We start from the raw sequence: 25,683 nt of genomic DNA, 5'->3' as shown, positions 1-25,683 counted from the left end.
ACATGAACCATATAAATATTCTTTGGGTTGACGATGAAATTGATTTATTAAAACCACATATCATCTTTTTAGAACAAAAAAACTATAAAGTTACCACCTGTAAAAGTGGAACTGAAGCTTTGGAGGTTTTGGAAGATAAAAATTTTGATATTGTTTTCCTAGATGAAAACATGCCTGGATTAACTGGTTTAGAAACCTTAAATGAAATTAAAGAAAAGCGCGACACACTTCCTGTTGTAATGATTACCAAGAGTGAAGAAGAATATATTATGGAAGAAGCTATTGGAAATAAAATAGCTGATTATTTGATAAAGCCAGTAAATCCAAACCAGATTTTATTGAGTTTAAAGAAAAATTTAGATCACTCACGATTAGTTTCAGAAAAAACCACCTCTAATTACCAACAGGAGTTTCGCAAAATAGCTATGGATTTATCAATGGTTAACAGCTATCAAGAATGGGTTTCCTTATACCAAAAACTAATTTATTGGGAAATGCAACTAGAAGATATTGAAGATTCTGGGATGTTTGAAATTTTAGAATCTCAAAAATCGGAAGCCAACTCGCAGTTTGGGAAGTTTATTGATAAAAATTATCCAAAGTGGTTTGAACCCAATACGGATGCACCAACAATGTCTCATAATTTATTTAAAGATAAAGTGACACCAGAAATTAGCAAAGAACAACCTACGCTATTGGTTGTAATTGATAATTTACGTTACGATCAGTGGAAAGCTTTTGAACCTGTGGTAAGCAACTATTATAAAAAGCAAAAAGAAGAAGCTTTTTTTAGCATTCTACCAACAGCCACACAATATGCTAGAAATGCTATTTTTTCAGGGTTAATGCCTTCCGACATGGAAAAAATGCATCCTGATTTATGGAAAAACGATACGGATGAAGGCGGTAAAAATTTACATGAAGAAGCGTTTTTAGAAGCCCAATTGAAACGATTAGGCTTACAGAACTTATCTACCAAGTATTTCAAAATAACCAATTTAAAAAATGGCAAACAATTAGTAGACAACTTTAAATCATTAAAAGATAACGACTTAACTGTAGTAGTTTACAATTTTGTAGATATGTTATCGCACTCCAAAACAGAAATGGATGTGGTAAAAGAATTAGCATCTAATGATAAAGCGTATCGCTCATTAACACAAAGTTGGTTTAAAAATTCACCGTTATTAGAAATGATTCAGCAAGCCCAGCAACTTGGGTTTAAATTAATCCTAACTACAGATCATGGCACTATAAATGTTAAAAATCCGTCTAAAGTGGTTGGCGACAAGGACACGTCTTTAAATTTACGTTACAAAACTGGAAGAAGTTTAACCTATGAAGATAAAGACGTTTTGGTAGCAAAAGACCCGAAATCTATTCATTTACCAGCCTTAACCATGAGCAGCTCCTTTATATTTGCTAAAAACGATTTGTTTTTTGCCTATCCAAATAATTACAATCACTATGTAAGCTATTACAGGAATACCTATCAGCATGGAGGCGTATCATTAGAAGAAATGATTATACCGTTTATTGTATTGGACCCCAAATAAAATCATCTTTGAAATACATAAAAATCCGATGAAATACACTTTTTATTAGTTTTTGTGATTTTTAATTCTTATAATTGTGCTTTAATATATAATACTTTGATTGTAGATTATAATTTAGAAAGTCTAGATAGTGTGGCTCAAGCTATTATAAAAGCTCTAAAACACAAAGTTATTTTATTTGATGGTGCCATGGGTACAGGAAAAACAACTTTAATTAAAGCTTTAGTAAAAAAACTAGGAAGTTCAGATGATGTAAGCAGCCCGACGTTTTCTTTAGTGAACACCTATCACACTTCTAATTCGGATATCTATCATTTTGATTTATACCGATTAAATTCCATGGAAGAGGCTTATGATTTTGGAATTGAAGATTATTTAGAAAGTAATAATTGGTTATTTATAGAATGGCCAGAGATTATAAAAGAGCTTCTATCAGATGATTTTCATATCATTTCAATAGAGCATCTTGGAACTGAAAAAAGACAATTAACGCTTAAATAAGGTAATTTTAAGAGACTGACAAAATGACATAATTCTCAAACTGAGGCATTTTACGGGAAAACCGTAATCGAAATTTGAAAAAACGTTAATTTTAACATAATTTTAACATTTCGAGCTATTTTGAATCATACTACTCATATACATTTGGATTATTAATTAATTAAATCCCTTAATATTATGAGAACAAAAAAGTATTTATTAGCAATTGCAATTTTTGGTGGAATGTTATTTACAGCTCAAGCAGCCCACATAATTGATTTAAATGACCAACAAACAACAAAAATTGAAAAAAGAAAAATCGTGGTTCCAACGCACGGATAATAGAAGTGTTGTACTAGGTACATTTATTGCTGTATTTATTGCATCAACACCCTATTTATTTTATTTATACGAAAGTGTTCCAGACCAAAAGGTTTGGGACACTTTTTTATTCACATATGATAGCACACATTACGGTAGTGTACTTACAGTTGCTTGGACTTTAACTGGCAAGATAATTCCCCTACTACTCATTCTCATATGGTTTTTCACTTGCAGACATTGGTGGTATCACGTGCTGATTATTCCAATTTCGATGTTTATATTTCAAATATTTACTGTTATAAATGATGATATTAGCTACGTTGACAGTAATCAGATGCTATATTTGATCCCTTTAATAGCAATTGTAGTACCATCCATTTATTTGATACGTGCAAAAATGTTTGACAAATTGAATACAGCCAATAAATCATTACAAGAACTGGAAGATGAATTTATGCTGAAACCAACATCACTTTGGGGTAAGATTAAGCAGTATTTTTAAAAAACACATCATTCTTTCAAAAATTAATTCGTAATTTGAGGTATCAATAATATGCTGTCAAATTATGTCCAAAGCCTTATCCCCTTTTACAAAACAACAATTACTCCCACAGGAAGAAACCCTAGAGGTTTACAAGAAAAAAGGTGAATTATTTATTGGTATTCCAAAAGAAACTGCATTTCAAGAAAAACGGGTTTGTTTAACACCTGACGCTGTTTCCGCTTTAACCAGTAATGGCCACCGGATACTTATGGAAGCTGGCGCAGGAAAGGGCGCTAATTTTAGTGACAAGGATTACAGCGAAGCTGGTGCAGAAATCACGAAAGATACTGCCAAAGTTTATGCATGTCCCATGATTTTAAAAGTGGAACCACCTACACTTGATCAAATAAAACTGATTAATCCGCAAACCATTCTTATTTCAGCATTACAACTCAAAACCCAACATAAAAAATACTTTGAAGCCCTTGCCAGTAAACGCATAACTGCTTTGGCTTTCGAGTTTATTCGCGATGAAGATGGCGCTTATCCTGCCGTGCGAAGTTTAAGTGAAATTGCCGGAACAGCTTCTGTATTAATAGCATCAGAGCTTTTAAGCAATGTAAATAATGGTAACGGTTTATTATTTGGTAACATAAGCGGTGTTCCTCCTATTGAAGTCGTAATTTTAGGTGCAGGAACCGTTGGTGAATTTGCTGCAAGAAGCGCCATTGGACTTGGTGCCAATGTAAAAGTTTTTGACAATTCCATAACCAAATTACGCTGTATTCAGACTAATTTAGGTCGTACAATTTTCACCTCAACATTACAACCAAAAAACCTATCGAAAGCATTAAAACGTTGCGATGTGGTTATTGGAGCCGTTCGTGGTAAAAATAGAGCGCCTATTCTTGTTAGCGACTCCATGGTGGCCAATATGAAAAATGGCTCGGTGGTTATAGACGTTAGTATTGACATGGGAGGTTGTTTTGAAACCAGCGAAGTTACATCTCATAAACAACCTACATTTATTAAACATGGCGTTACCCATTACTGTGTACCTAATATTCCAGCACGCTACTCACGCTCAGCTTCTATTTCTATTAGTAATATCTGTACACCTTACCTATTAAAAATTGCCGAAGATGGCGGTTTAGAAAATTCTTTACGTTTTGATAAGGGTTTAAAAAATGGGTTGTATTTTTACCACGGCATTTTAACCAACAAATCTGTTGGCGAATGGTTCGACTTAAAACATAGCGATATTAATTTATTGATATTTTAGTCGATTTTATTTTAAAATTCAAAATATTAACTGTGAAATTAATTCAACGTATTGGGTATTACCTAGGTGGATTCTCAATTGGTTTAGTGTTACTAGCCTTTTTTTTAAATGGTAAAAAAGCGTCCTGTGATTACGGTCCGGAAGCACGCGTTTTAAAGAATATTAACTCCAAAACATTACACATAAGTGCGGAAGCGGAAAAAGAACTACAAGCGAGATCTATTGATAGCACAACTATAAGATCCGTAATTAAATTTGGCGACGTCCAGTTTTCTAAAAGCGACACAAGAAGAGAGCCCTGTGGTATTTACTTTTTAGAAAGCCGAACAAAAGACGCTAATTTAGATTTGAAAATTGAAAACTGCGATAGCATTGCTACCATTATCGAAGTGTTATGGAAATAAAAAAAATGGCTATCTAAAAAGTAATTTGCGGTTCTAAATGTCACCTTATGCGTAGTAGAAATAGTCCGGTTATTTAAAACACTAAAACTTCTACTCCGCTTGGTTTGACAAAGCATACTCACTTTTCAGACAGCCACTTTATGTAGCCTAAATGGACTGTTTAATTCAGTACAATTTTTTTAGTATGAACTACTCCATTTTGGTTTAAGGTTACCAATACCATTCCTCTAGGTAAATTAGAAACATTAATTTTCTTGGTAATTGCGCCATGTGACGTGGTTCCAATGGAAGTGGTTTGAATTAAACGACCTAACATATCATAAATATAAATTTTAGTATCATTGTCAAATCCTGAAACTTTCACATTTATTTCACTAGTTGCGGGGTTTGGAAACACCAACATTTCAGTATTTACTATTTCAGGTTCTCCTGCAGATAAACATTGATTTACAATAACATTTACGCGATCTGTTTCATAGTTAAACCCGTTGGAAACCATTACTTCATATTCCGTTGTTTCTTCTGGGCTAACAGTAATACTTTGCGTTGTTTCCCCAGTACTCCATTCATAATACAAGCCACCAGTTGCGCGTAATGTTGCGCTTGTGTTTTGGTCGCCATCAGCACAAATTTCAACATCGTCTCCAGCATCGGCATTCACTAAATCAACAACATTTACTTGAACATTTTCAGTTCTAGCGCAGCCATTGTTTGAAACCGTTACAGTGTAAATTGATGTATAGGTTGGACTAACAGAAATTTGTGGCGTGGTTTCTCCTGTGCTCCACAAATAGTCGGTTCCACCAGAAGCGGATAAGGTAGTATATTGTCCAAACTCAATAGTTGGATCATCACTAGTTACAACGTTTGGTAATGGGCTAACTGTAACCACCACTGTATCTGAATCCGTAACATTTCCTTCGGACACATGTACTGTGTATGTTGTAGTAGTTAATGGGTTAACGGTAATACTTTGTGTGGTTTCACCTGTGCTCCATTCGTATATTGAACCACCTGATGCGGTTAATGTGGTTGACGCGTTTTCACAAATGGTAACATCATCACCAGCATTTGCCTCAACGACAGGTTCTTCCGGATTTACAAATACGGTTACGCTATCTTGATTGGAGCAATTGTTCTCGGTTACTGTTACGGAATAAGTTGTCGTTTCCGTAGGTGAAACAGTCAAGTTTTGAGATGTATCCCCTGTATTCCATAAATAAGAAGTTCCTCCCGAAGCATTAAGTGTAATGCTTTCGCCTTCTGTAATAGTTACGTCATACCCTGCACTTGCGTTAGGTAATGCGTTTACGGTTACAACTACAGAGTCTGAATCTGAAGTGTTACCATCAGATACTAAAACCGTATAGGTTGTGGTTGTTGTCGGGTTAACCTCAATGCTTTGAGTTGTTTCTCCGGTACTCCATTCATAGGAAGATCCACCAGAAGCGGTTAATGTGGTTGAAGCGTTTTCGCAAATTGTAACATCTTCACCTGCATCCGCTGTAACGGTTGGACTTGAACCTTCAACGACAACTGTTACAATTGCTTCACTAGAACAATTATTTTCAGTAACCTGAACTGAATATGTTGTTGTTTGCAGAGGACTCACTGATATACTAGATGTGGTTTCGCCGGTATTCCATAAATAAGATGTTCCTCCTGTTGCTGTTAGTATGGTACTCTCGCCTTCCGTAATTGTTATATCTGAACCAGCATGTGCTGTTGGTAAAGGATTTACGGTTACCAAAACTGAATCAGACGCGGATGTCTGACCGTTTGAAACCGTTACTGTATAGTTTGTAGTTGTTGTTGGATTAACCGTTATGCTTTGTGAAGTTTCACCTGTACTCCACTCATAATCTGATCCTCCCGATGCCGTTAAAGTGACACTTGCGCCTTCGCAAATCGTTGTATCGTCACCAGCATCGGCTGTTATGGGAGTTGGTGACACTGATACGACAACCGTATCTTCTGATGAACATCCCTGCCTTATTACCTGTACTGTATAGGTTGTTGTTACAGTTGGACTAACTGCAATACTTGCAGACGTTTCAGTGGTATTCCACAAAAATGTGTCGCCACCTGTAGCCGTTAAGGTTACAGATTCGCCTTCATTTATAGTAACATCCTCTCCAGCGTTTGCAACCGGAATTGAATTTACCGTTACCACGACCTCATCTGTAACGCTATTCCCAGAATTATCTGTTAATGTTACCGTATAGGTTGTTGTTTGGCTTGGGGTTACTTCTATGTTTTGAGTTGTTTCACCTGTACTCCAAGTAAAATTAGTTCCGCCCGTTCCATAAGCCGTTAAATTTGTAGATTGACCTTCACAAACAGAAACATCATTTCCGGCATTTACAGTCATCCCTTGTGATACTTGTGGATACTCCAAAACAAAAGATGGGGAACCACTTTGGCTCATAACGGCTGAATCATTCCAATTACTGGCAAAAATCATTTTAGTCCCATTTCTATTTGGCACTACTTGTGTTTCGTGTAAATACGACGAAGGTGCAGCATTGTGTTTTCCATAACGTTCAATGGTTCCAGAACCATCTAACTTAATAGCGAAAATTTCCGCAGGTGCCACCGGATTAGTTGGGCAACATTGTTCACTAATATAAGCCCAACCTGGTCTGTCTACGTTTTGAGTAGAAATATGACCACCCCAAATACCTTTTCCATTAATATACGGAAAAAGCTTGGTAACACCTTGACCATCTAATCGTGCCATATATAGACTATAATTAGCATTCCATTCACTTTCACCACCATATTCAACAATAACCTCATTTCCATATGCATCTACACCTAAATCTCCATGTTCCGTATTGTGATAAATATGCTGTTCATTAGTCATATTAATATTATAAGATTTAATTCCAGCGGTAGGACCTGTTCCGTTGTCCTTATATTGGGCAACAGCAAAGCCACCTAATTGGGATACGGAAAACCAATCTAATTCATTTCCATTTGTACCAATATCTTTTGTACCAGTAACCACGTTATTCTGAATATCATATACTATAAGGGTACTATTATTGCCATTCTTACCAATAAGACCAACATATCTGTCAAATTTATCTTGATTGCCTTCTCCAAAACCAAAATCGACAGAGGCATAATTTGAAAAACGATGTAAAACAGTTCTTTGGTTGCTATTCACATCATGAGAAACAAATGTATTACCATCTGTTCCGTACATAATATTTGGTTGTGTGTGACTCCATCGGCCATAACTAGGAATATCACTCCAATACAAAAACTCATAAGTTTCAGCATCTAATATTGCTGCTGGATAACCCGCCATTTTTATTAATGTTTCATCGCTGTTCCAAGTTTGATCACGACTGTAATTATGCCTTAATCGTTGTCCTGAAACATTAAATACATTTCTATCCGTGATTCTTGTTACCGAACTCCCGGAAAGTGATTCCGTAAACGTTTCTAAATAACCAGGAAGTGATGTTCCGGGTTGCTGATACGTTTCGTAGTTAACATTTGGTAATTGAACTTGGTCAGGATAAGACTGACCAGTTATTTTATTTGGGGTAAAAAATAAAAGTAACATGCTTATGGAGATTCCTTTTAAAAGAAATTTCCCTCTAATCTTTTTCTTCATTTGAGGCGATTTGCTATTAATCTGCGTAAAACTATGTATTCAACTTATAACCAAAACAATTTCTTCCTAAATATTCGATGAAATACAATATTTTTGTCAGAATTACACTACTCAAAATGCATTTTGTAGTATTTTTTGTACTTTTTGTCGATAAAATTTCGGGTAGATTGTTCTGGCAAGAAATGGAATGACGACAAATATACGTTTGTTAAAGAGATTTGGATGTTTTTCTTTGTTACTAGATATCAACATGTTATCAACAAACTGAAATAATTGGGCAATACCTCAAATATTGTTATTCATATCTAAAATCGGTCGTTAATCTAATTAATGTCCTACAGGAAGATAAAGACTAAAAAAATATATACTTTTATTGCGCTATTAATAAAAATATATGTCCAATCTTCATTCTGAAGGTCAATTTTCGGTTACAAACAAACCGAAAATAGCCTTTGTAATAACGAGTTTAACTTCAGGTGGTGCCGAACGTGTTTTAAGCACACTTGCAAATTCCTTTGTTGCGGATTATCAAGTAACAATAATCACTTTGTATAATGTCATGCCGTTTTATGAGTTGGATAGTCGTATTAAGCACATTTCTTGCAAAGAATCCTACAATAAAAATATGCGCTTTATCGATTCGCTTACCAACAACGTTTATATGATTGGTAGTTTATATCGCATTTTAAAAAAGGAACAGATTTCAGTGGCTATAGGTTTTATGACCACAACAAATATTTACACCATAATTGCTAGCAAATTTGCACGAATCCCATGTTTAATTAGTGAACGCACGCATCCGGATTATGACCCATTAACTAATTTTTGGATAAAAATTAGAAAAAAAACATATCCCTATAGCACAAAACTGATAGTTCAAACGGCTGGGATTAAATCCTACTTCTCCAAATTTTTAAATCCAGAAAAATTGGCCATTATCAAAAACCCGTTGGCAGACAGCTTAATAGCATTCAGGGATGAATCCAAACAAAAAGAAAACATAATTTTAAGCGTTGGCAGACTCGATCTTGTTAAAAATCAACGCTTACTTATTGAAGCATTTTCAGAAATGGAAATAGATAATTGGAAAATTCAAATTGTAGGTGAAGGTGAGTTACGTTCTGAATTGCAAGCTCTCATTAATGACTTAAATTTGGAGAATTCTGTAGAATTAGTCGGTAGCGTAGACAATGTCCATGACTATTACAATAAAGCACGAATTTTTGCTTTCACATCTAATTTTGAAGGTTTTCCAAACGCATTAATAGAAGCTATGGCTTTTGGCTTACCTTGCATTTCCACTAATTGTCCTTCAGGACCTAACGAAGTTATTGATGACGGCGAAAATGGATTTTTGATTCCTGTAGGCGATAAAAACATGCTAAAACGCAAATTAGAGATATTAATAACGCAACCTGAATTAGGAGAACGATTTGGAGCTTCTGCTAAAGCAAGCACTACAAAATTTGAAACAAAACATATTTCGGAACAATGGAAACATTTAATAACGGAAGCATTACAAGGTTAATATGAATTTACAAACACTACTGCCATCCTACTCCGAACAACCTAAAGGCAATTACATATATCGCTTTACCATATTTACTCCTGTTTATAACCGAGCAAATACGTTACAACGTGTATTTGAATCATTAGAAAATCAAACATTCAAAGATTTTGAACTGGTAATAATTAATGATGGCTCTACTGATAACTCGCATGAGACTATTGAAACCCTTATCCAGACAGCAACATTTCCAGTTAATTATGTTAATAACGTTAAAAACAAACATAAAATGGCCTGCTTTTTTCAGGCCATCCAATTAGCGCAAGGTGAATTTATATTACCATTCGATTCTGATGATGCTTGTGTTCCAGAAGCTTTAGAATTACTAAATAAAGAATACGAAGAAATTCCAGCCGATTTAAAACCGAGAATAAGTGGTGTTACCTGTTTATGCGAAGATCAAAACGGAAATTTAGTTGGTAAAGCTTTTGAAAAGCAACCCTATTATAGTAATACGTTTATGTCTCAACGCGAACATTTAGAAGCCACTGAAAAATGGGGTTTTACAAAAACAGATGTTTTAAAAGGTATTCATATTAATGAAGCTATTTTCGCCAAAGGTTATATTCCAGAAGGCATTATTTGGGAATTAATTGCTAATCAGGGATTTAAAACCAAATACGTGAATCATATTTTACGTATTTACTATCTAGATACGGAAAATGCCATTTCTATTCAGAATCATAAAAATGATGCGTTTGGTATGGCTATCTATTCCTTATGTATTTTAAACTGGTTTTATTCAGATTATTTCATGAAATATCCCATGCTATTTATAAAACGAATTTTGACACTTTTAAGAGCTGCCATTTTTTTAGACTTCAGTTTGAAATCTTATACAAATGCTATAAACTCAAAACTTTTGAAAATCCTATTTGTTTTAGGATGGCCACTTAAAAAACTATTAAAAAACACCTAGTTTTTGTGAAAATAACAAACCTAATCAAAACCTTGTTTTATAAGGTAAAAAACAACCCGACTGCTATCAATATTATTATTGTGGGAGCCATTACGGTATTGGTTAAGTTTTTTGGTTTTTACAAGGAAGTTATAATAGCCGGTGAATTTGGACTGTCGGAAATACTAGACACCTTTTTAATAGCCTTATTACTTCCTGGATTTATTAATGAGGTGTTCTTAAGTGCTTTCAACTCGGTCTTCATCCCTAATTATATAGCAGAAGAAAAAAACAATAAAAATATTGGCGCGTTTCAGTCTACGAGCTTTATGGTAACCATACTGACTTCATTAGTATTTATGGGAATTGCCTATTTATTTACTGATGTTCTTTTAGAACTCTTTTTCGCTGGACATACGTCTAGTTATTATGAATTAATTATTCTACAATTCCATTATTTATTACCCTGTATTCTTATTTGGGGACTAACTTCTTTACTTAGTGGATTACTCAATATATATGGTGAATTTACATATTCATCTCTCTACCCAATTATAACATCTCTTGCTATGATTGTTTGCGTTGTTTTTTATCGTGAAGAATTAGGAGCTGGTGTTTTAGCAATTGGCATGTTAATTGGGAGCGTGTTGCAATTAATATTTCTGACACTTATTGCATTGCAAAAGCAGATATTAAAATTTGCCCTACCAGATTTTAAAAGCTCCAATGCTATCTTAATGTTTAAACAAGTGCCGGCAAAAGTTTCATCAGGATTTTTAACAGGGTTAATTCCTGTTACGGATTTATATTTTGCTGCGCAACTGGTTGTAGGCTCAATAACCGCTTTGAGTTACGGAATGAAAATACCTGCGTTTTTTACAACCATATTTATCATTGCTTTAGGGAATGTACTACTTCCCTACTTTTCAAAATTGACAATTGACGATCCTGAAAAATCTTTTAAAACACTTTATCTGCTAAATAAATGGATTTTTATAGTTATTATGAGTGTCATGGTTGTTGCTAGCATATTTTCAACAGAAATTATAGCGCTCCTATTTGAAAGAGATAATTTCACCGCTGATGACACTGCTATTGTTTCTGAAATTCAAATTATATATTTAATAGGAGTTCCGTTTATAATCTGTGGTAATTTATTTGTGAAATTTCTTACTAGCATAAATAAAAATGCATTTATGGCTTATGTCTCGTTAGGAAGCATGCTATTAAATATTATATTAGATTTTATTTTAATGAATTGGATTGGTTTAATTGGCATTGCACTTTGTACGACCATCATTCAAATTTTAAAAATATTTGTTTTCTATAATTATACAAACAAGCAAAAGGAAATCTTTATACAGTAAAGCAAATTCATGAAACTATTAAAATACGTAGCGCTAATTCTAATCCTCCTAAATGTCCCTACATTTAGTTTGGAGTATCTTGGTGCTGGCATGGGTTCTATTACCAATTTGTTATTAACAGTTTCTGTAATTATATATTTCTTTTTGGCAAAAAAATCGAAACCTCTCTGGCCCTTTATTGTTTTAGGGATTTGTTTTTTTACATTTTCAGGACTCCAATACACAGGTGTTACCGAATTGTTTATTAAAGAAGCTATTCGTTATTTTATTTTTATTGTGTGCGTGAATGAAATTACAAAAGACACAACAGATAAAGAATTACTTATGTTTCTTGTAATTGGCGCATTAAGTATTGCGGTAAATGCTTTAGTATTTCCTGATGTTTTTGGTAGATATGGAGGTTTTTACCTTAACCCTAATAAAGCTGGCTTTATCTGTTTGTTTGCTTTTGCCTTAACGTATATCATTCCCAATTATAAACTTAAATTATTAGTACAATTTGTGCTAATACTATGTGGAATTTTCACGCTGTCAAGATCCTTTATTATGTTTTTAGTAATTATAAATGTGATATCCGTTTTTGCCAATAAAAAAAACATCCAAACCTTCGTAGTTGGTGCCGTGGCTTTGGTTATAATTTTTGCCGCTTCTTCTGCCCTTCAACTAAATAAAGCGCGATTTTCGGCTTTACACAGTTTATTTGGAGATAGCGAAAACGTAGAAACACAAACTATAACCGAAGGTTCCAGAAATGAAACTTGGTCCTTTTTCTCGGATCTAATAACCAACAATATCGTTACAGGTGCGGGATATAAATCCATGAGAGGCGAATCCAGTTTAGTTTCAGTGGAATATGGTGTTCACAATACGTTCCTCATGGTATTAGGTGAAGCCGGTATTTTAGCATTTTTACTAATTATTATTATTTACTTGGCAATAGCCATCCGTAGCCTCCGGTTTTTTCGCGTTCATCAGGAATACACCTATTTGGCCGTTGCAATCATTGGATATTTAATGGTAGCTCATAACTTTTTTGAGAAATACGATGTGCTTTTTGTTTCCATTTGGCTATATCATAGAGTAAATCAACAATTGCCTTTAGGGGCTGAAATTAAAGCTAATTAATTATGTGTGGAATTTACGGATCAACTATAGAATACTCTAAAAAACAAGTTCAAGACAAGTTGGAACGCGCAAAATTTAGAGGTCCCGATAAATTAGATTTTAAATTTTTTGGAGACGAATCCAAACCAATAATATTTGGTCATAACCGCTTGGCTATTATAGATGTTGACGAGCGTTCCAACCAACCCTTTACCTATAACAACAGCATCCATATTGTGTTTAATGGTGAGGTTTACAATTTTAAAGTGCTAAAAAAACAGTTAGAAGCAAAAGGCTATCCGTTCAAAACAACTAGTGATACGGAAGTTATTTGTGCAGCATATTTAGAATATGGTGAAGATTGCGTCAATTATTTAGGTGGCATGTTTGCTTTTGTTATCTATGATGAGACGAAACAAAAACTTTTCGGCGCCCGGGATCGTTTGGGTAAAAAACCATTTTACTATTATTTGAATGAGAAACAATTTGAATTTGCAAGTCAGATTTCATCTATTCAAATGCATCATACCAATTTAACAATTTCTAATAAAGCTATCAGTTACTATTTAGCTTGGGGAGCCGTTCCGGATCCACATTCCATTTTTAATGAGATTAAAAAACTACAAGCTGGACATTGTTTTTCTTTAGATTTAACAACGTACAACTTTAAAGAACGAAAATATTGGGATATTGATACAAACGTTAAAAACCCGTTTCAAGGTTCTTACAAAGATGCTATTGCCGAATTAGATGGTTTAATAAGTAGTGCCGTTTCCACACGTTTATTTGCCGATGTTCCTGTAGGTGTTTTCCTTTCCGGTGGCGTTGATTCATCGGTCGTTGCTGCTTTGGCTACAAAAACAACCGATAGTAAAGTGAAAACCTTTTCAGTGAAATTTAACGAAAAAGGTTTTGACGAAAGTGTGTATGCCCAACAGGTAGCAGATCACTTACAAACAGATCATCATATTATAGAATGTAATTATAATGAAGGATTAGATCTCATTGATAATTTTACGCATTTTTATGATGAACCATTTGCTGATTCTTCAGCCATTCCATCCATGCTTTTAGCGAAGCATACTCGTAAAAAAGTTACCGTTGCATTATCTGGTGATGGTGGAGACGAAAGTTTCATAGGTTATGAGCGCTACAAATGGATGAAACAGGTAAATCACTTATACAATCTACCAAGTTTTTTAAGGCATACGGTTGCAAAAACAGCTAGTTTAGCGCCTTACTATAAATTTAAAATGATTGGTAAGGGATTGCAATATGACGATATCAATTCGCTTTATATTGCATCGGTTACCGGTGTTAATATGTCTTGGTTGAAATCCGATTTTGACTATACCGATGTTCCCGAAAAAAAATATCTATATCACAACACCAAAAATTTATATGAACGTCTAACCGATTTTGATATTAAAACCTACCTTAATTGGGATATTAATACCAAAGTAGATCGCGCCACCATGGCATATTCTCTTGAAGCACGCGCACCACTTATGGATCATAGTATTGTGGAATTTGCACAGTCGTTACCAACAGATTTTAAATACAATGGGAAAATTCAAAAGCGTATTTTAAAGGATGTACTCTATCAATATGTTCCGGAAAAAATATTTGACCGACCAAAAGCTGGTTTTACTATGCCATTTGGAGAATGGTTTAAACATGAATTAAAAGATTATGTGCTTTCAGAACTGGATATGGCCAGTTTACGAGAAATCCCGAATATTGATGCTGATGAGGTCTATAAAATGATTCAACAACACATGAATGGTAGCTGGAATCGCTATCCTTTAATTTGGAAATTACTCGTTTTAAAACAATGGCTTAAAACGAACGGAAAAGGATACACTATTAAATAATGAAAAACTCTAAAACCAATATTGTATTTGTACTACCATCATTAGCTGCTGGTGGTGCCGAACGTATCCTATCTTACGTGGCTCAAAACTTGGACGAAAACCAATTTAAAGTCACCTTACTTATTACAGGCTATGAAAAAGACACCGTGTACGAACTAGAAAATTTAAACATCGTTTACTTAAACAAACCGCGTGTTTTAAAAGCTTTTGGTAGTTTGTTTCAATACTTCAGAAAACACAAACCAGATATTGTAGTTAGTTCCATTGTGCATTTGAATACCATGATTGCTTTTATGTCTCCTTATTTTAGAAAGACTAAATTTGTTTCTCGTGAGGCGAATGTATTAACCGTTTTAAATAAACATAATCCGTACACCAATTCTGCTTTCCCTAAAGCTATGATTGTATTTGCCTATAAGTTAGTGGATTGTATTATTTGTCAGTCTAAAGACATGCAAAAGGATATGATTGCAAATTATAAAGTACCAAAATCAAAAACCGTATTAATTAATAACCCTATAACTAAAGAATTTAAACTTAAAGCTACAGCTCGAGATACATCCAAACCAATTTCCTTTATTACCATTGGTCGTTTAAGCAAGGAGAAAGGGCATGAACGCATTATTAATATACTTTCACAATTAAATTTTCCATTTCATTATACTATTATTGGTGCTGGTAATGAAAAAGATAGTATTTTTGAAATGCTTGATAGTAAGGGACTAGCAAAAAACATAACGTATATTAGCTTCACAAAAAATGTAGAAACCTATTTAGCTGAAAGCGATGTGTTCCTGCAAGGATCCTTTGTAGAGGGTTTCCCTAATGTTCTTATAGAGAGCTGTGTAGTAGGCACTCCTATTCTGGCTTTTAATGCTCCTGGTGGATTGGATGAAATTATAGAGGCTGGTAAAAATGGTTACGTAGCTGATACCGAGGAAGATTATGTAAACTATTTAAATCAGATTCATAACACATTCCCTTTTAACCCGGAAACTGTAAGTAATGCGGTAAAAAATAAATTTAGTAGCAATAAAATTATTAATGATTATACCAACTTGTTTATAAAATTATCTCCTAAGAATCAGCATGTCTGAAAAAAGAAAAATAGCATTGTTTATTTCTGCCATAGGTTATGGTGGAGCCGAGAAAGTTGTTAGCTTATTATTATCTGAGCTTCCTAAATATTACGATGTCACCTTAATTTTGTTATATAACGAAATTAAACTGCCTATACCAGAGGATACGAAAGTGGTGGTATTATCTAAACCTAATGAAACTTTTAAAACCTCCGTGTTTGGTAGAATTAAAGACAACATCAAATTCATATTTACCTATCAGAAAGTTTTAAAAAAAGAAAAAATTGATGTGGTTGTTTCCTTTTTAGTTCGTCAAAATATTATGACCAGCATTGCTAAAATGTTTAACCCTAAATTAAAAACTATAATTAGCGAGCGTTGTTTCCCATCCATCATGTACAAAGATGATAAGCTTACTTCTTTTTTAACCAAACTACTAATCCCTTATTTTTACAACAAAAACGACAAACTATTTTCAAATTCCATTTATATCAATGCGGATTTAAAAACAAATTATAGACTAAAAATAGACAGGTCTGTTATATATAATCCTATTCTAACCAAAAGAGTTAAGCCTGAATTAGCCACATACACTGATTTTGAAGACATTTTTAAAGTAGTCACCGTTGGACGTATGATTCCTGTGAAAAACCAAAAAAGCATTATTGAAGCCATAAGTATGTTATCCAGCAATTTTTATATGGAAATTTATGGGGATGGCTACTTACACCAACAATTAGATGAATTATCTATTAAATTGAATCTTGCTGGGCGTGTAAATTTTAATGGTAATGTGGATGATGTTAAGTCACACATCATAAAAGGGCATTGTTTTGTACTATGCTCCCTAACGGAAGGGTTCCCTAACGTGGTTTTGGAAGCGATGTCTGTTGGTTTACCCGTAATTTGCACCAATTGTATGTCTGGACCTCTAGAATTACTAAACGACAATGAAGATGTTTCTATTTTAAAAGGGTCTTTCGTTAAGGCTAAATATGGCATCTTAGTAAATGTTGATGATTCTGTAGGGCTTTCACAAGCCATTAAATATTTACAGAAAAATCCAGAAGCACGCAAACAGTATAGCGATTTAAGTTTCGAGCGCGCTAAAACGTACGACATCAAGAATATTGGAGTTCATGTTAAAAACTTAATTGATAGTATTTAATTTATGTGTGGAATAAACGGATATATAAAACCTGAATTTACAGCTTCGGAAGATGCCCTAAACACGCTTAAAAAAATGAATCATGCCATCATACATCGTGGTCCTGATGATTCCGGTTTTTATCACAATAGCAGTGACACATATTGTGTAGCAATGGCAATGCGCAGACTTTCAATTATAGATTTAAATACAGGCAAGCAACCTATTTCAAATGAAGATACTAGCATAACGATAGTTTTTAATGGTGAAATATATAATTACCGAAAGCTACGTGCAGATTTAGAAACAAAAGGCTTGACTTTTAAAACACAAAGCGATACAGAAGTTATTCTAAAACTGTATGAAACGGAAGGCGAAAAATCTTTTGAAAAACTAGATGGTATGTATGCATTTAGCATTCATGACAAAAATCAAAACAAACTCATTATTGCGCGTGATTTCTTTGGCGAAAAACCTTTGTATTACGCACAAACTGAAAATGGTTTTTATTACGCATCTGAACTTAAATCCATTATCAAGGTGCTTCCCAATAAGCCGGAAATTTCAAAAACAGGGTTAAATTTATTTTTTAAGCTCACTTACATTCCTGCACCTTTTTCTATTTATAATGGTATTCTGAAACTAGAAGCCAATCATTATATTACTTATGACCTGGTAAATCATACACATTCGATTTCCGAAATTCATAAAATTGAGACAGATAGAAGCAACTTGTCTTTTAATGAGGCTAAATTTAAGTTGCACGACCTCATGATGACCAGTATTGAAAGTCGCACGGTTAGCGACGTTCCAATTGGAACATTTTTATCTGGTGGTGTAGATTCTTCCATTGTTAGTTTGGGCTTATCACAATTATCTAATAACAAAATAGACACCTTTTCTATTGGTTTTGATAAAGCTTCATTTGATGAAACCGATAAATCTAAACTGGTAGCCAAGCAAATCAACAGTAATCATCACGAATTTATAATTTCTGAAAGTGATATTAAAGCACATATTGATGCTATTTTATTGAATTTTGATGAACCCTTTGCAGATTCATCAGCACTACCAACCTATTTGGTATCCAAAAAAACAAGCAATTATGTAAAAGTTGCTTTAACCGGAGATGGTGGCGATGAGGTTTTTGGTGGTTACAATAAATATTACATGGGAAATTTAAACAACCGTTATACCAAAATGGTTCCCGAGTTTCTTCATAATAGTACAAAGCCATTGCTAACCAGTTTACTTACTACTAAAGATGATAATCGCGGAAAACGTTTTAAACTAAAAAAACTGGTCCAAGCTATTGATTATACAGGTGAAAACTATTGGAATATTATTTCATTAGGTTTTGAAAATGACACCCAACAATTACTAAACCCTGAACATACGTTAGCAAATCCGTTTGCCTACTATAAAGGACATATTAGCAAACCTAAATCGCTTCATGATTATCGAGAGGTTGACCGTTTAATAAGCCTTGAAGGTGACATGCTCGTTAAAGTAGATAGAACCAGCATGATGAATTCCTTGGAATGTCGTGCGCCATTTTTAAACAAAGCTCTTTGGAATTTTTCCAATAGTTTACCAGAAAACTACTTACTCAAAGGCTGGAGCAAAAAGCATATTTTAAAAGAAGCTTTTAAGCATGAATTTCCTGATGGATTTCTAGATAAATCTAAAAAAGGATTTGCCGTTCCTGTTGGAGATTGGCTTCGTGCTGGCTTAAAAACCGAATTAGAACATTATATAAACTCTAAACTAATAGATAAACAAGGGTTGTTTAATAGCAAATACATCAAACCATTAGTCATGAATCATATTTCAGGTAAGGAAGACAATAGCTATAAAGTTTGGACATTTTACACATTTCAAAAGTGGTATTTTTCACTTTACAGCCCACAATTATAAATCAAGAAACAATTAGCTACTTATAGTTTAAAAATAAATGTCAAAAAAAATATGTTTAGTTGGTGGTGAAGATGTGCATAAACGCATCAATCTTTCTCAGTATTTAATTGCTGCCGGTTTTGAGGTGACTATTATTGGGACAAGCAACGTGGAGTTCCCTGAAAACATAACCTATTTTGATTACCCATTAAATAGAAGCTTATCCATAACATCAGATAATAAAACTATAAAATGGTATCGGTCATTTTTTACCGATAACAGATTTGATCTCATTCATACGTTTGACACGAAACCAGCATTTTTAGTACCACTAGCATTACTTAAGACGAAGACACCCATTACCCGAACAATTACCGGTTTAGGTACTATTTTTATGTCTAAATCCTTTCGGAATTTAATTTTACAATTCGTTTACAAAACATTACATAGAAAAGTTAAAAACCGTGTATATAAAACAATTTTTCAAAATGATGATGACAAAAATTTATTTCTAAAATACCATCTTATTAATCCACATAATTTCGGGTTAATATACAGCAGTGGCATAGAACTAAAACAATACAAATCTTTAGCAGAGCGCAACAACAAGACTTTCACATTTATATTTGTGGCGCGTTTAGTTTATGAAAAAGGCATCACGTTTTTATTAGAAGCCGCTAAAATATGCCACGAAAGAGGCTATGACTTTAAGTTTATAATTGTGGGACCGTTAGAAGAGCATTCCAAGCGACTAAATTCCGAAATATTAAAACAATATGAATCTTATGTGGAATTTTTAGGCGAACGAAAGGACGTAAGTGAATTACTATTAAGCGCAGACGCTATGATACTACCAACGTTTCGTGAAGGTTTTGCTAGAGTGCTTCTAGAAGCTGCTGCTGTGGGACTACCTATTATTTCAACAGATGTAACTGGAGTTCGCGAATTTGCCAAAAACAATCAAGAAGCAGTTTTAGTGCCTTCAAAAAATACTGAAGCGCTAGTTGATGCCATCATAAAATTAGGAACAAATAAAAATTTAGCCAATAAATTAGCTGAAAGCGCATTAAAAAGAGTTGAAACGTTTAGTCTTGAAAACGTATCTAAACAATATATAACTATATTTGAAGACGCTATTAATCAACATTAAATTATGAAAATTCCATTTTCTCCACCTTACATTAACCCAGCCGTAATTAACGAAGTTACAGACGCATTAGAATCTGGCTGGATTACCACGGGACCTAAAGTTAAAAAGCTAGAAGATCTTGTTTGTGAGCATATTGGCGTTCCAAATACTTTGTGTGTTAACTCGGCAACTTCTGGATTAATGTTAGCTTTAAAATGGTATGACATTGGTCCTGGTGACGAAGTTATTATCCCAGCTTACACATACGCTGCCACTGCTTTAGCTGTAATTCACGTGGGCGCTACACCTGTAATGGTAGACACCAAAGAGGACTTTAATATTTCCATCTCTGCTATTGAAAAAGCAATAACCGAAAAAACAAAAGCAATCATGCCAGTTGATATTGCTGGATGGCCTTGTGATTATGATGAAATTCAGAGGCTTGTTGACAATAAGAAGCCTATTTTTAAACCAAATTCAGAAAAGCAACATCAATTAAATAGAATTGTAACTATTGCCGATGCTGCTCATGCTATTGGCGCTAAATATAAAAATAGGTTTGTTGGATTAACATCAGATATAACCGTATTTTCATTTCATGCCGTAAAAAACATTACTACAGCCGAAGGGGGAGCCGTTTGCTTAAACCTTCCTGAACCGTTTAGCAATCAAGAGGAATATAATTATTTAAGATGTTTTTCTTTAAACGGACAGACTAAAGATGCTTTTACAAAATCTAAAGCAGGTGGTTGGAAATACGATATTATTTATCCAGGCATGAAGATAAATATGCCTGATGTCCTTGCTGCCATTGGTGTTGCCCAGCTTCCTGAATATTTTTCGTATATTTTAGAAAAGCGCGAAACGATATATGCATATTACCAAGCGTATTTTAAAACCAAGCCTTGGGCTATCATTCCGCCTTATAAAAATGAAGACAAACTTTCATCTTGTCATCTGTACGCTTTAAGAATAAAGGACGCCACAGAAGAGCAACGTGATGCTATTATTGAAGCCATTTCAAAAGAAGGTGTTGCTGTTAACGTGCATTTTCAGCCATTACCATTGTTAACTTTGTTTAAAAATATGGGGTATAACATTGCAGATTACCCCGTGGCATACACCAACTTTAAATCGGAAATCTCATTGCCAATTTATCCTCAACTTACTGAAGAAGAGCTCAAATACATTGTAAACACGGTTGAAAATGCCGTAGAATCTTGTCTATGTTAAAGCGCTTTTTTGATATCGTTTTTTCTTTATTAGGTATAATATTATCGTTACCTTTACTTTTGGTAATAGCACTAATTTTAAAGTTAGAATCTAAAGGACCCATTTTTTACAAACAAACACGTGTAGGAAAAGGGAATTCAGATTTTAAAATTTTTAAATTTAGAACCATGTTTATCGGCTCGGACAAAAAGGGCTTGCTAACCGTTGGAGATAAAGACCCAAGAGTTACAAAAACCGGTTTTTTTTTAAGAAAATATAAGCTTGATGAACTCCCCCAATTAATCAATGTATTTTTAGGCAGTATGAGTTTTGTTGGACCTAGACCCGAAGTAAGACATTATGTTAATTACTATTCGGTTGATGATATGGAAATATTATCTGTAAAACCAGGAATTACAGACTATGCCTCTATTGCTTTTCGTGATGAAGCAGAATTATTAAAAACTGCTAAAAACATGGAGAGTTTTTATATAAATACCATTTTACCTCAAAAAATAGCACTGAATAAGAAATATATTAATAGCGCCAGCTTATTAGTAGATTTTAAAATTATTATTAAAACCATTCAAACTATTATGGGTTAATGAAAACACAGAACGGCTATTTATTAATTTCGTTAGATTTTGAGCTCTTTTGGGGCTTGTTTGACGTGAAAACAACATCAAACTATCACACTAATTTAAAAAATGTTAGGGAAGTGATACCTAGATTGGTGGCATTGGCCGATCAATATAATATTACCTTGACTTTTGCCACTGTTGGTTTCTTGTTTGCCAAAAACAAACAGGAATTATTAAGCGCGTTGCCATCTGAAAAACCAACCTATTTAAACTCTCGGTTTAACCCATATAACTTAATAGAAAACATTGGTGAAAATGAAACAGATGATCCATTTCATTATGCTGAATCTTTAATTGAATTCATAAGAACCAATGGAAATCATGAAATTGCTAGTCATACCTTCAGTCATTACTATGCCAATGAAGACGGACAAACTCCAGACCAGTTTGAAGCCGATATTATTGCGGCCGTCCAAATTGCAAAACAAAAAAACATAAACATAAAAAGCATTGTATTTCCTAGGAATCAGATTAATGAGGCTTATTTAAAAATATGCGCAAAACATGGGATTATATGCTATCGTGGTATTGAAAACCATTGGATGTTTGATACACATGACACAAAAAAACTAGATAACGCAACACATAAAGCATTTAGACTTACAGATGCATACTGTAATGTTTCTGGTTATAACACCTACTCTATTAGCCATTTAAAAAATTGTCATGGCATATTAAACATTCCTTCAAGCAAATTTTTTAGACCCTATAGTAACAGTTTCAAATTATTAGAACCACTGCGTATTTCTAGAATTAAAAAAGGATTAGTCAAGGCCGCAAAAAATAACGAAATCTATCATCTTTGGTGGCACCCTCATAATTTTGGGAAGAATATGGATGCCAATTTCAAAAACCTGGAAGATATCTTTAAACTCTTTACAGAGCTTCAAAAAAATCATGCTTTCCAGAGTGTATCTATGGCGCAATTAGCAGAAAAATACCATGCTAAAGAATCTCAATAAGATATTTGCTTTTGGTTCCCGTTACTAGATAATTTGGCTTACCTTCTATTATCTTAACTGACCTATAGATTTTAATACCTGAAACACATTCTGGTTTTTGATATAATCCGTCAAACACAAGTCTGATTAAAAACGGAAAGCGTTCACCTTCTTCATTTAAATCAACTAATTGATAGGCCTTGAAATTTATATCTCCCTTAATTGGATGAATTTTAAATGGCAATTTCTGTTCCTTTGAAGCACCAAAATTCTTAAGTGCAAAACGCGTTTTTGCAACAAATAAATTAAAATTTTTGTCACGTAGGTATTGCTTTAATCCAAAATACTTGACTAATAAATAGCCGGTTATACTTGAAGCAATACTTGATGTATCGTACATTATATGACAATTATACAAATAGTTAGTGTTAGTCCATTTTGTTTTGTATTCATATTCTCCTTTCGAAAAATCTAAAATCTCTTTGTCGTTTTTAATGCACCAATCAATAAACTTGCTAATCTCGATATGACCAACGTTAAACTTGTAATAATTAGTATTAAATGCCTTCACCGCGCCAACAAGCGAGTTTTCCCCTAAAAATGCAAGCGACATAGAAATAGGTTTGCCCGCAACATCAATACTGATAATCATTGCCTTTTTTTCATGAAGCATTTTATACACTAATTCTTCATAAAATGGCCATTCACTAATTAAACTGGTATCAATTTTTAAATCGCCATAGCGTGTTTCAACCAAGTTCTTAAAATTGGCCATCAAGGTTTTATAAGCGTCTGGAGCTATATCTCCATAATAATAATTGTAGGATACATCAAAGCAGCTCTCAAACTTTTTTAAGGTGCTCCTAAACTTATTTCTGGATTTGGCATTTAAGGTGTTTTGCAAATACGCTTCAAACGACGTAACTTTCGATAAATCTGCTAGGAACCCTTTATACTGGCGGACTTTCTTAATTTTAAGATTGGGAATTTTAACAGGATCAGTCCAATCACAATAATCTGGAACATCATATATAACCACGGCTTTGTTTTTAAAATCTGATGCCAAAGCGTCAATCTCATAGGTCATACCATTAGTCATGTTTCTACCAGTATTTATATAATATGGTAGAAACTTATGCTTTATAAAGGACAGGTTTTTAATAAATTGAAATTGTTTGCCTTCTTTCTGTTTTGAAAAATGCTTTAACCAAGTTTCCTGATATGTATTGGAAGTAAACGGATTATGCTTCATCTCGAACAATTTTTAAGAAGCCATTTTTGGTTTTTACTAAAAGGGAATCATTTTCATATTGATAAACCGTTAAATCCTTTGCGGGTTCTGGGTTCATATATAAATAATCGTAAAGTGCTTTGCGCTGCGACACATATAATTCGGCGTCTAAATCAATTTGTGCTATACGAGGTTCCATAGTAAACGCATCAGGTAAAACTTCTATTTTATAGGTTTCCAACAGAACTGCTTTGTTTTTATTACCGCCCAATAATTGATGCTTCAGGTTGTGAACTTTAGTACTATACTTGCGGTCTCTAAATTCGCGTTTAAAATTGAAGTATTTTTCCAAAAAACTAGCCGTTAATCTACTTTTTAACGAATTAGAATCGTACAAAATATGATAATAGGTCTGGTAACGATCGTCACTCCAACGTTTCTTATAGTCGAAATCACCTTGTGTATAATCAAAAATTTCAATGCCATTGTTAAAACTCCAATCTAGCATCTTCATAATGGTTGTATGACCAATGTTATAACGATACAAATCAATATCAAAAACAGTTAAAGCCTCCACCAAAATAGAATCAAAATGATAACTAAATGTGATACCAATAGGTTTGCCATCACAATAAATAACAAAAAGCGAAGCGATTCCTTCGTTAACCATTTTAAATGCCAACTCGGTATAGAAAGCCCATAAAGTTGGTTCTAACTCGCCACAAGGTTCACCTTTATTTGAATACCGTTTTTCAAAAAGTTTATAAAAACTATCAAAAACCAGGTCAAATTCTGTTTTGGAAATTTCACCGTGATACATGATATAATCAACTGTGAAATTAGCTTCCAAACGCGTTACATTTCTACGTAACTTGGAACGTGTATTAGATTTGTAAATGGTATTTAAATAGGCATCCAACGATTCATAATTACCTACGCGCGTAATATAACCTTCATACTGAAAAACCTTTTTTAACCTTAAAGCAGCGGATGCTTCTGGCGCTGTAGTTTCTTGATAGGAAGGAATATCTCGAACTAAAAACACTTGACTTTTATAGTCCGTTGCTTTTAAATTTAAATCATAGGTTAAACCATTAGTCAGTTTATTACCAAGGTTTATATAGCAAGGCACAACAGCATGTTTATAAAACGAAATGGGTTTTATAACTTCAGTTGTTTTTCCGGGATTATTTGTATTAAAATGTTTCAACCAAACATCTTGAAACGTTTGGGATGAAAATGGATTATTAATCATGATAAAAGTTTCGTTATCAAGTTTAAAATTAGTTTTTTAAATGAATAAACATCAGTATAAACCCATTTTTTAGATGTATTTGAAAAAAAACTATATAAACGGCATTTTTTATGGGTTGATTTCGGTATTTATTACAATATTTACCATGTTAAAAAGTGTTTACTTATAAAGCTATTTTAACATA

21 protein-coding genes are annotated in these 25,683 nt (G+C 33.7%); 18 read left to right on the top strand and 3 right to left on the bottom strand.

All coding sequences use genetic code 11. From position 1 onward, the window contains the following. Positions 1-2 precede the first annotated feature (2 nt). The 6 genes from ACN0QX_RS00705 to ACN0QX_RS00680 all read left to right on the top strand — a co-directional run bounded on the left by ACN0QX_RS00705 (position 3) and on the right by ACN0QX_RS00680 (position 4,530). Positions 3-1,556, top strand: coding sequence for a PglZ domain-containing protein (locus ACN0QX_RS00705; protein ID WP_417195058.1), 1,554 nt, complete (start codon positions 3-5; stop codon positions 1,554-1,556). A 96-nt stretch (positions 1,557-1,652) separates the two neighbouring features. After that, entirely contained in the window at positions 1,653-2,057 is a 405-nt protein-coding gene (tsaE, locus tag ACN0QX_RS00700) for a tRNA (adenosine(37)-N6)-threonylcarbamoyltransferase complex ATPase subunit type 1 TsaE (RefSeq protein WP_376859745.1), read from the top strand. Between the two features lie 177 nt (positions 2,058-2,234). Then, complete coding sequence (locus ACN0QX_RS00695; protein WP_248399517.1) at positions 2,235-2,378, top strand: hypothetical protein; 144 nt, start codon at positions 2,235-2,237, stop codon at positions 2,376-2,378. Continuing rightward, positions 2,341-2,862: a hypothetical protein gene (locus ACN0QX_RS00690; protein ID WP_248399515.1), complete on the top strand. Its 522-nt coding sequence runs from the start codon at positions 2,341-2,343 to the stop codon at positions 2,860-2,862. The genes ACN0QX_RS00695 and ACN0QX_RS00690 overlap by 38 nt, the downstream gene beginning before the upstream one ends. Positions 2,863-2,926: 64 nt before the next feature. Then, positions 2,927-4,126, top strand: a complete 1,200-nt coding sequence (locus ACN0QX_RS00685) for an alanine dehydrogenase (RefSeq protein WP_417195057.1) — start codon at positions 2,927-2,929, stop codon at positions 4,124-4,126. 32 nt (positions 4,127-4,158) lie between these two features. Further along, on the top strand, positions 4,159-4,530 hold the full coding sequence (locus tag ACN0QX_RS00680) for a DUF4258 domain-containing protein (protein ID WP_417195056.1): 372 nt from the start codon (positions 4,159-4,161) through the stop codon (positions 4,528-4,530). 160 nt (positions 4,531-4,690) lie between these two features. On the opposite strand, the gene ACN0QX_RS00675 is transcribed toward ACN0QX_RS00680, so the two are convergent. Beyond that, entirely contained in the window at positions 4,691-8,158 is a 3,468-nt protein-coding gene (locus tag ACN0QX_RS00675; RefSeq protein WP_417195055.1) for a T9SS type A sorting domain-containing protein, read from the bottom strand. 394 nt (positions 8,159-8,552) lie between these two features. On the opposite strand from ACN0QX_RS00675, the gene ACN0QX_RS00670 reads away from it, so the two are divergent. From ACN0QX_RS00670 to ACN0QX_RS00615, 12 genes are read left to right on the top strand one after another with little or no spacing between them, the layout of a single operon-like run. After that, positions 8,553-9,686 carry a glycosyltransferase family 4 protein gene (locus tag ACN0QX_RS00670; RefSeq protein ID WP_417195054.1) on the top strand — a complete coding sequence of 378 codons (1,134 nt, stop codon included), beginning with the start codon at positions 8,553-8,555 and terminating at the stop codon, positions 9,684-9,686. 1 nt (position 9,687) lies between these two features. After that, the gene (locus ACN0QX_RS00665; protein ID WP_417195053.1) at positions 9,688-10,644 is read left to right on the top strand and encodes a glycosyltransferase family 2 protein; all 957 of its coding nucleotides are present in this window, start codon (positions 9,688-9,690) and stop codon (positions 10,642-10,644) included. A gap of 5 nt (positions 10,645-10,649) precedes the next feature. After that, on the top strand, positions 10,650-11,990 hold the full coding sequence (gene murJ, locus ACN0QX_RS00660) for a murein biosynthesis integral membrane protein MurJ (protein ID WP_417195052.1): 1,341 nt from the start codon (positions 10,650-10,652) through the stop codon (positions 11,988-11,990). A gap of 9 nt (positions 11,991-11,999) precedes the next feature. Continuing rightward, a complete protein-coding gene (locus tag ACN0QX_RS00655; protein ID WP_417195051.1) occupies positions 12,000-13,115 on the top strand; it encodes an O-antigen ligase family protein in 1,116 nt (371 codons plus the stop codon). Between the two features lie 2 nt (positions 13,116-13,117). Further along, complete coding sequence (asnB, locus tag ACN0QX_RS00650) at positions 13,118-14,968, top strand: asparagine synthase (glutamine-hydrolyzing) (RefSeq protein ID WP_417195050.1); 1,851 nt, start codon at positions 13,118-13,120, stop codon at positions 14,966-14,968. Continuing rightward, complete coding sequence (locus ACN0QX_RS00645; protein ID WP_417195049.1) at positions 14,968-16,065, top strand: glycosyltransferase; 1,098 nt, start codon at positions 14,968-14,970, stop codon at positions 16,063-16,065. The genes asnB (ACN0QX_RS00650) and ACN0QX_RS00645 overlap by 1 nt, the downstream gene beginning before the upstream one ends. Then, a complete protein-coding gene (locus ACN0QX_RS00640) occupies positions 16,058-17,215 on the top strand; it encodes a glycosyltransferase (RefSeq protein ID WP_417195048.1) in 1,158 nt (385 codons plus the stop codon). Before ACN0QX_RS00645 ends, ACN0QX_RS00640 begins: the two co-directional genes overlap by 8 nt. A 3-nt stretch (positions 17,216-17,218) precedes the next feature. Beyond that, positions 17,219-19,111, top strand: coding sequence for an asparagine synthase (glutamine-hydrolyzing) (gene asnB / locus ACN0QX_RS00635; RefSeq protein ID WP_417195047.1), 1,893 nt, complete (start codon positions 17,219-17,221; stop codon positions 19,109-19,111). A 37-nt stretch (positions 19,112-19,148) separates the two neighbouring features. Next, entirely contained in the window at positions 19,149-20,240 is a 1,092-nt protein-coding gene (locus ACN0QX_RS00630) for a glycosyltransferase family 4 protein (protein WP_417195046.1), read from the top strand. Between the two features lie 3 nt (positions 20,241-20,243). Beyond that, positions 20,244-21,452 carry a DegT/DnrJ/EryC1/StrS family aminotransferase gene (locus ACN0QX_RS00625; protein WP_417195045.1) on the top strand — a complete coding sequence of 403 codons (1,209 nt, stop codon included), beginning with the start codon at positions 20,244-20,246 and terminating at the stop codon, positions 21,450-21,452. Continuing rightward, positions 21,446-22,036, top strand: a complete 591-nt coding sequence (locus ACN0QX_RS00620) for a sugar transferase (RefSeq protein ID WP_248399487.1) — start codon at positions 21,446-21,448, stop codon at positions 22,034-22,036. Before ACN0QX_RS00625 ends, ACN0QX_RS00620 begins: the two co-directional genes overlap by 7 nt. Further along, on the top strand, positions 22,036-23,034 hold the full coding sequence (locus ACN0QX_RS00615) for a polysaccharide deacetylase family protein (protein WP_417195044.1): 999 nt from the start codon (positions 22,036-22,038) through the stop codon (positions 23,032-23,034). Before ACN0QX_RS00620 ends, ACN0QX_RS00615 begins: the two co-directional genes overlap by 1 nt. Here the strand turns inward: ACN0QX_RS00615 and ACN0QX_RS00610 are convergent. Then, positions 23,018-24,265, bottom strand: a complete 1,248-nt coding sequence (locus ACN0QX_RS00610) for a GNAT family N-acetyltransferase (RefSeq protein ID WP_417195043.1) — start codon at positions 24,263-24,265, stop codon at positions 23,018-23,020. The genes ACN0QX_RS00615 and ACN0QX_RS00610 overlap by 17 nt on opposite strands. Next, positions 24,255-25,499, bottom strand: a complete 1,245-nt coding sequence (locus tag ACN0QX_RS00605) for a GNAT family N-acetyltransferase (RefSeq protein WP_417195042.1) — start codon at positions 25,497-25,499, stop codon at positions 24,255-24,257. The genes ACN0QX_RS00610 and ACN0QX_RS00605 overlap by 11 nt, the downstream gene beginning before the upstream one ends. Between the last annotated feature and the right edge of the window lie 184 nt (positions 25,500-25,683).

Source organism: Bizionia sp., from assembly GCF_048259285.1.
Taxonomy (GTDB): Bacteria; Bacteroidota; Bacteroidia; order Flavobacteriales; family Flavobacteriaceae; genus Algorimicrobium; species Algorimicrobium hallyeonense.
Note: the sequence above shows the minus strand (reverse complement) of the source record. Positions and strands in the feature narration are given on the sequence as shown.

Bases quoted from the DNA above. Each gene is read 5' to 3' on its own strand.
- ACN0QX_RS00705 (WP_417195058.1), top strand. From the start codon at position 3: ATGAACCATATAAATATTCTTTGGGTTGACGATGAAATTGATTTATTA.
- ACN0QX_RS00695 (WP_248399517.1), top strand. From the start codon at position 2,235: ATGAGAACAAAAAAGTATTTATTAGCAATTGCAATTTTTGGTGGAATG.
- ACN0QX_RS00685 (WP_417195057.1), top strand. From the start codon at position 2,927: ATGTCCAAAGCCTTATCCCCTTTTACAAAACAACAATTACTCCCACAG.
- ACN0QX_RS00675 (WP_417195055.1), bottom strand. From the start codon at position 8,158: ATGAAGAAAAAGATTAGAGGGAAATTTCTTTTAAAAGGAATCTCCATA.
- ACN0QX_RS00670 (WP_417195054.1), top strand. From the start codon at position 8,553: ATGTCCAATCTTCATTCTGAAGGTCAATTTTCGGTTACAAACAAACCG.
- ACN0QX_RS00665 (WP_417195053.1), top strand. From the start codon at position 9,688: ATGAATTTACAAACACTACTGCCATCCTACTCCGAACAACCTAAAGGC.
- ACN0QX_RS00655 (WP_417195051.1), top strand. From the start codon at position 12,000: ATGAAACTATTAAAATACGTAGCGCTAATTCTAATCCTCCTAAATGTC.
- asnB (WP_417195050.1), top strand. From the start codon at position 13,118: ATGTGTGGAATTTACGGATCAACTATAGAATACTCTAAAAAACAAGTT.
- ACN0QX_RS00645 (WP_417195049.1), top strand. From the start codon at position 14,968: ATGAAAAACTCTAAAACCAATATTGTATTTGTACTACCATCATTAGCT.
- ACN0QX_RS00640 (WP_417195048.1), top strand. From the start codon at position 16,058: ATGTCTGAAAAAAGAAAAATAGCATTGTTTATTTCTGCCATAGGTTAT.
- asnB (WP_417195047.1), top strand. From the start codon at position 17,219: ATGTGTGGAATAAACGGATATATAAAACCTGAATTTACAGCTTCGGAA.
- ACN0QX_RS00630 (WP_417195046.1), top strand. From the start codon at position 19,149: ATGTCAAAAAAAATATGTTTAGTTGGTGGTGAAGATGTGCATAAACGC.
- ACN0QX_RS00625 (WP_417195045.1), top strand. From the start codon at position 20,244: ATGAAAATTCCATTTTCTCCACCTTACATTAACCCAGCCGTAATTAAC.
- ACN0QX_RS00620 (WP_248399487.1), top strand. From the start codon at position 21,446: ATGTTAAAGCGCTTTTTTGATATCGTTTTTTCTTTATTAGGTATAATA.
- ACN0QX_RS00615 (WP_417195044.1), top strand. From the start codon at position 22,036: ATGAAAACACAGAACGGCTATTTATTAATTTCGTTAGATTTTGAGCTC.
- ACN0QX_RS00610 (WP_417195043.1), bottom strand. From the start codon at position 24,265: ATGAAGCATAATCCGTTTACTTCCAATACATATCAGGAAACTTGGTTA.
- ACN0QX_RS00605 (WP_417195042.1), bottom strand. From the start codon at position 25,499: ATGATTAATAATCCATTTTCATCCCAAACGTTTCAAGATGTTTGGTTG.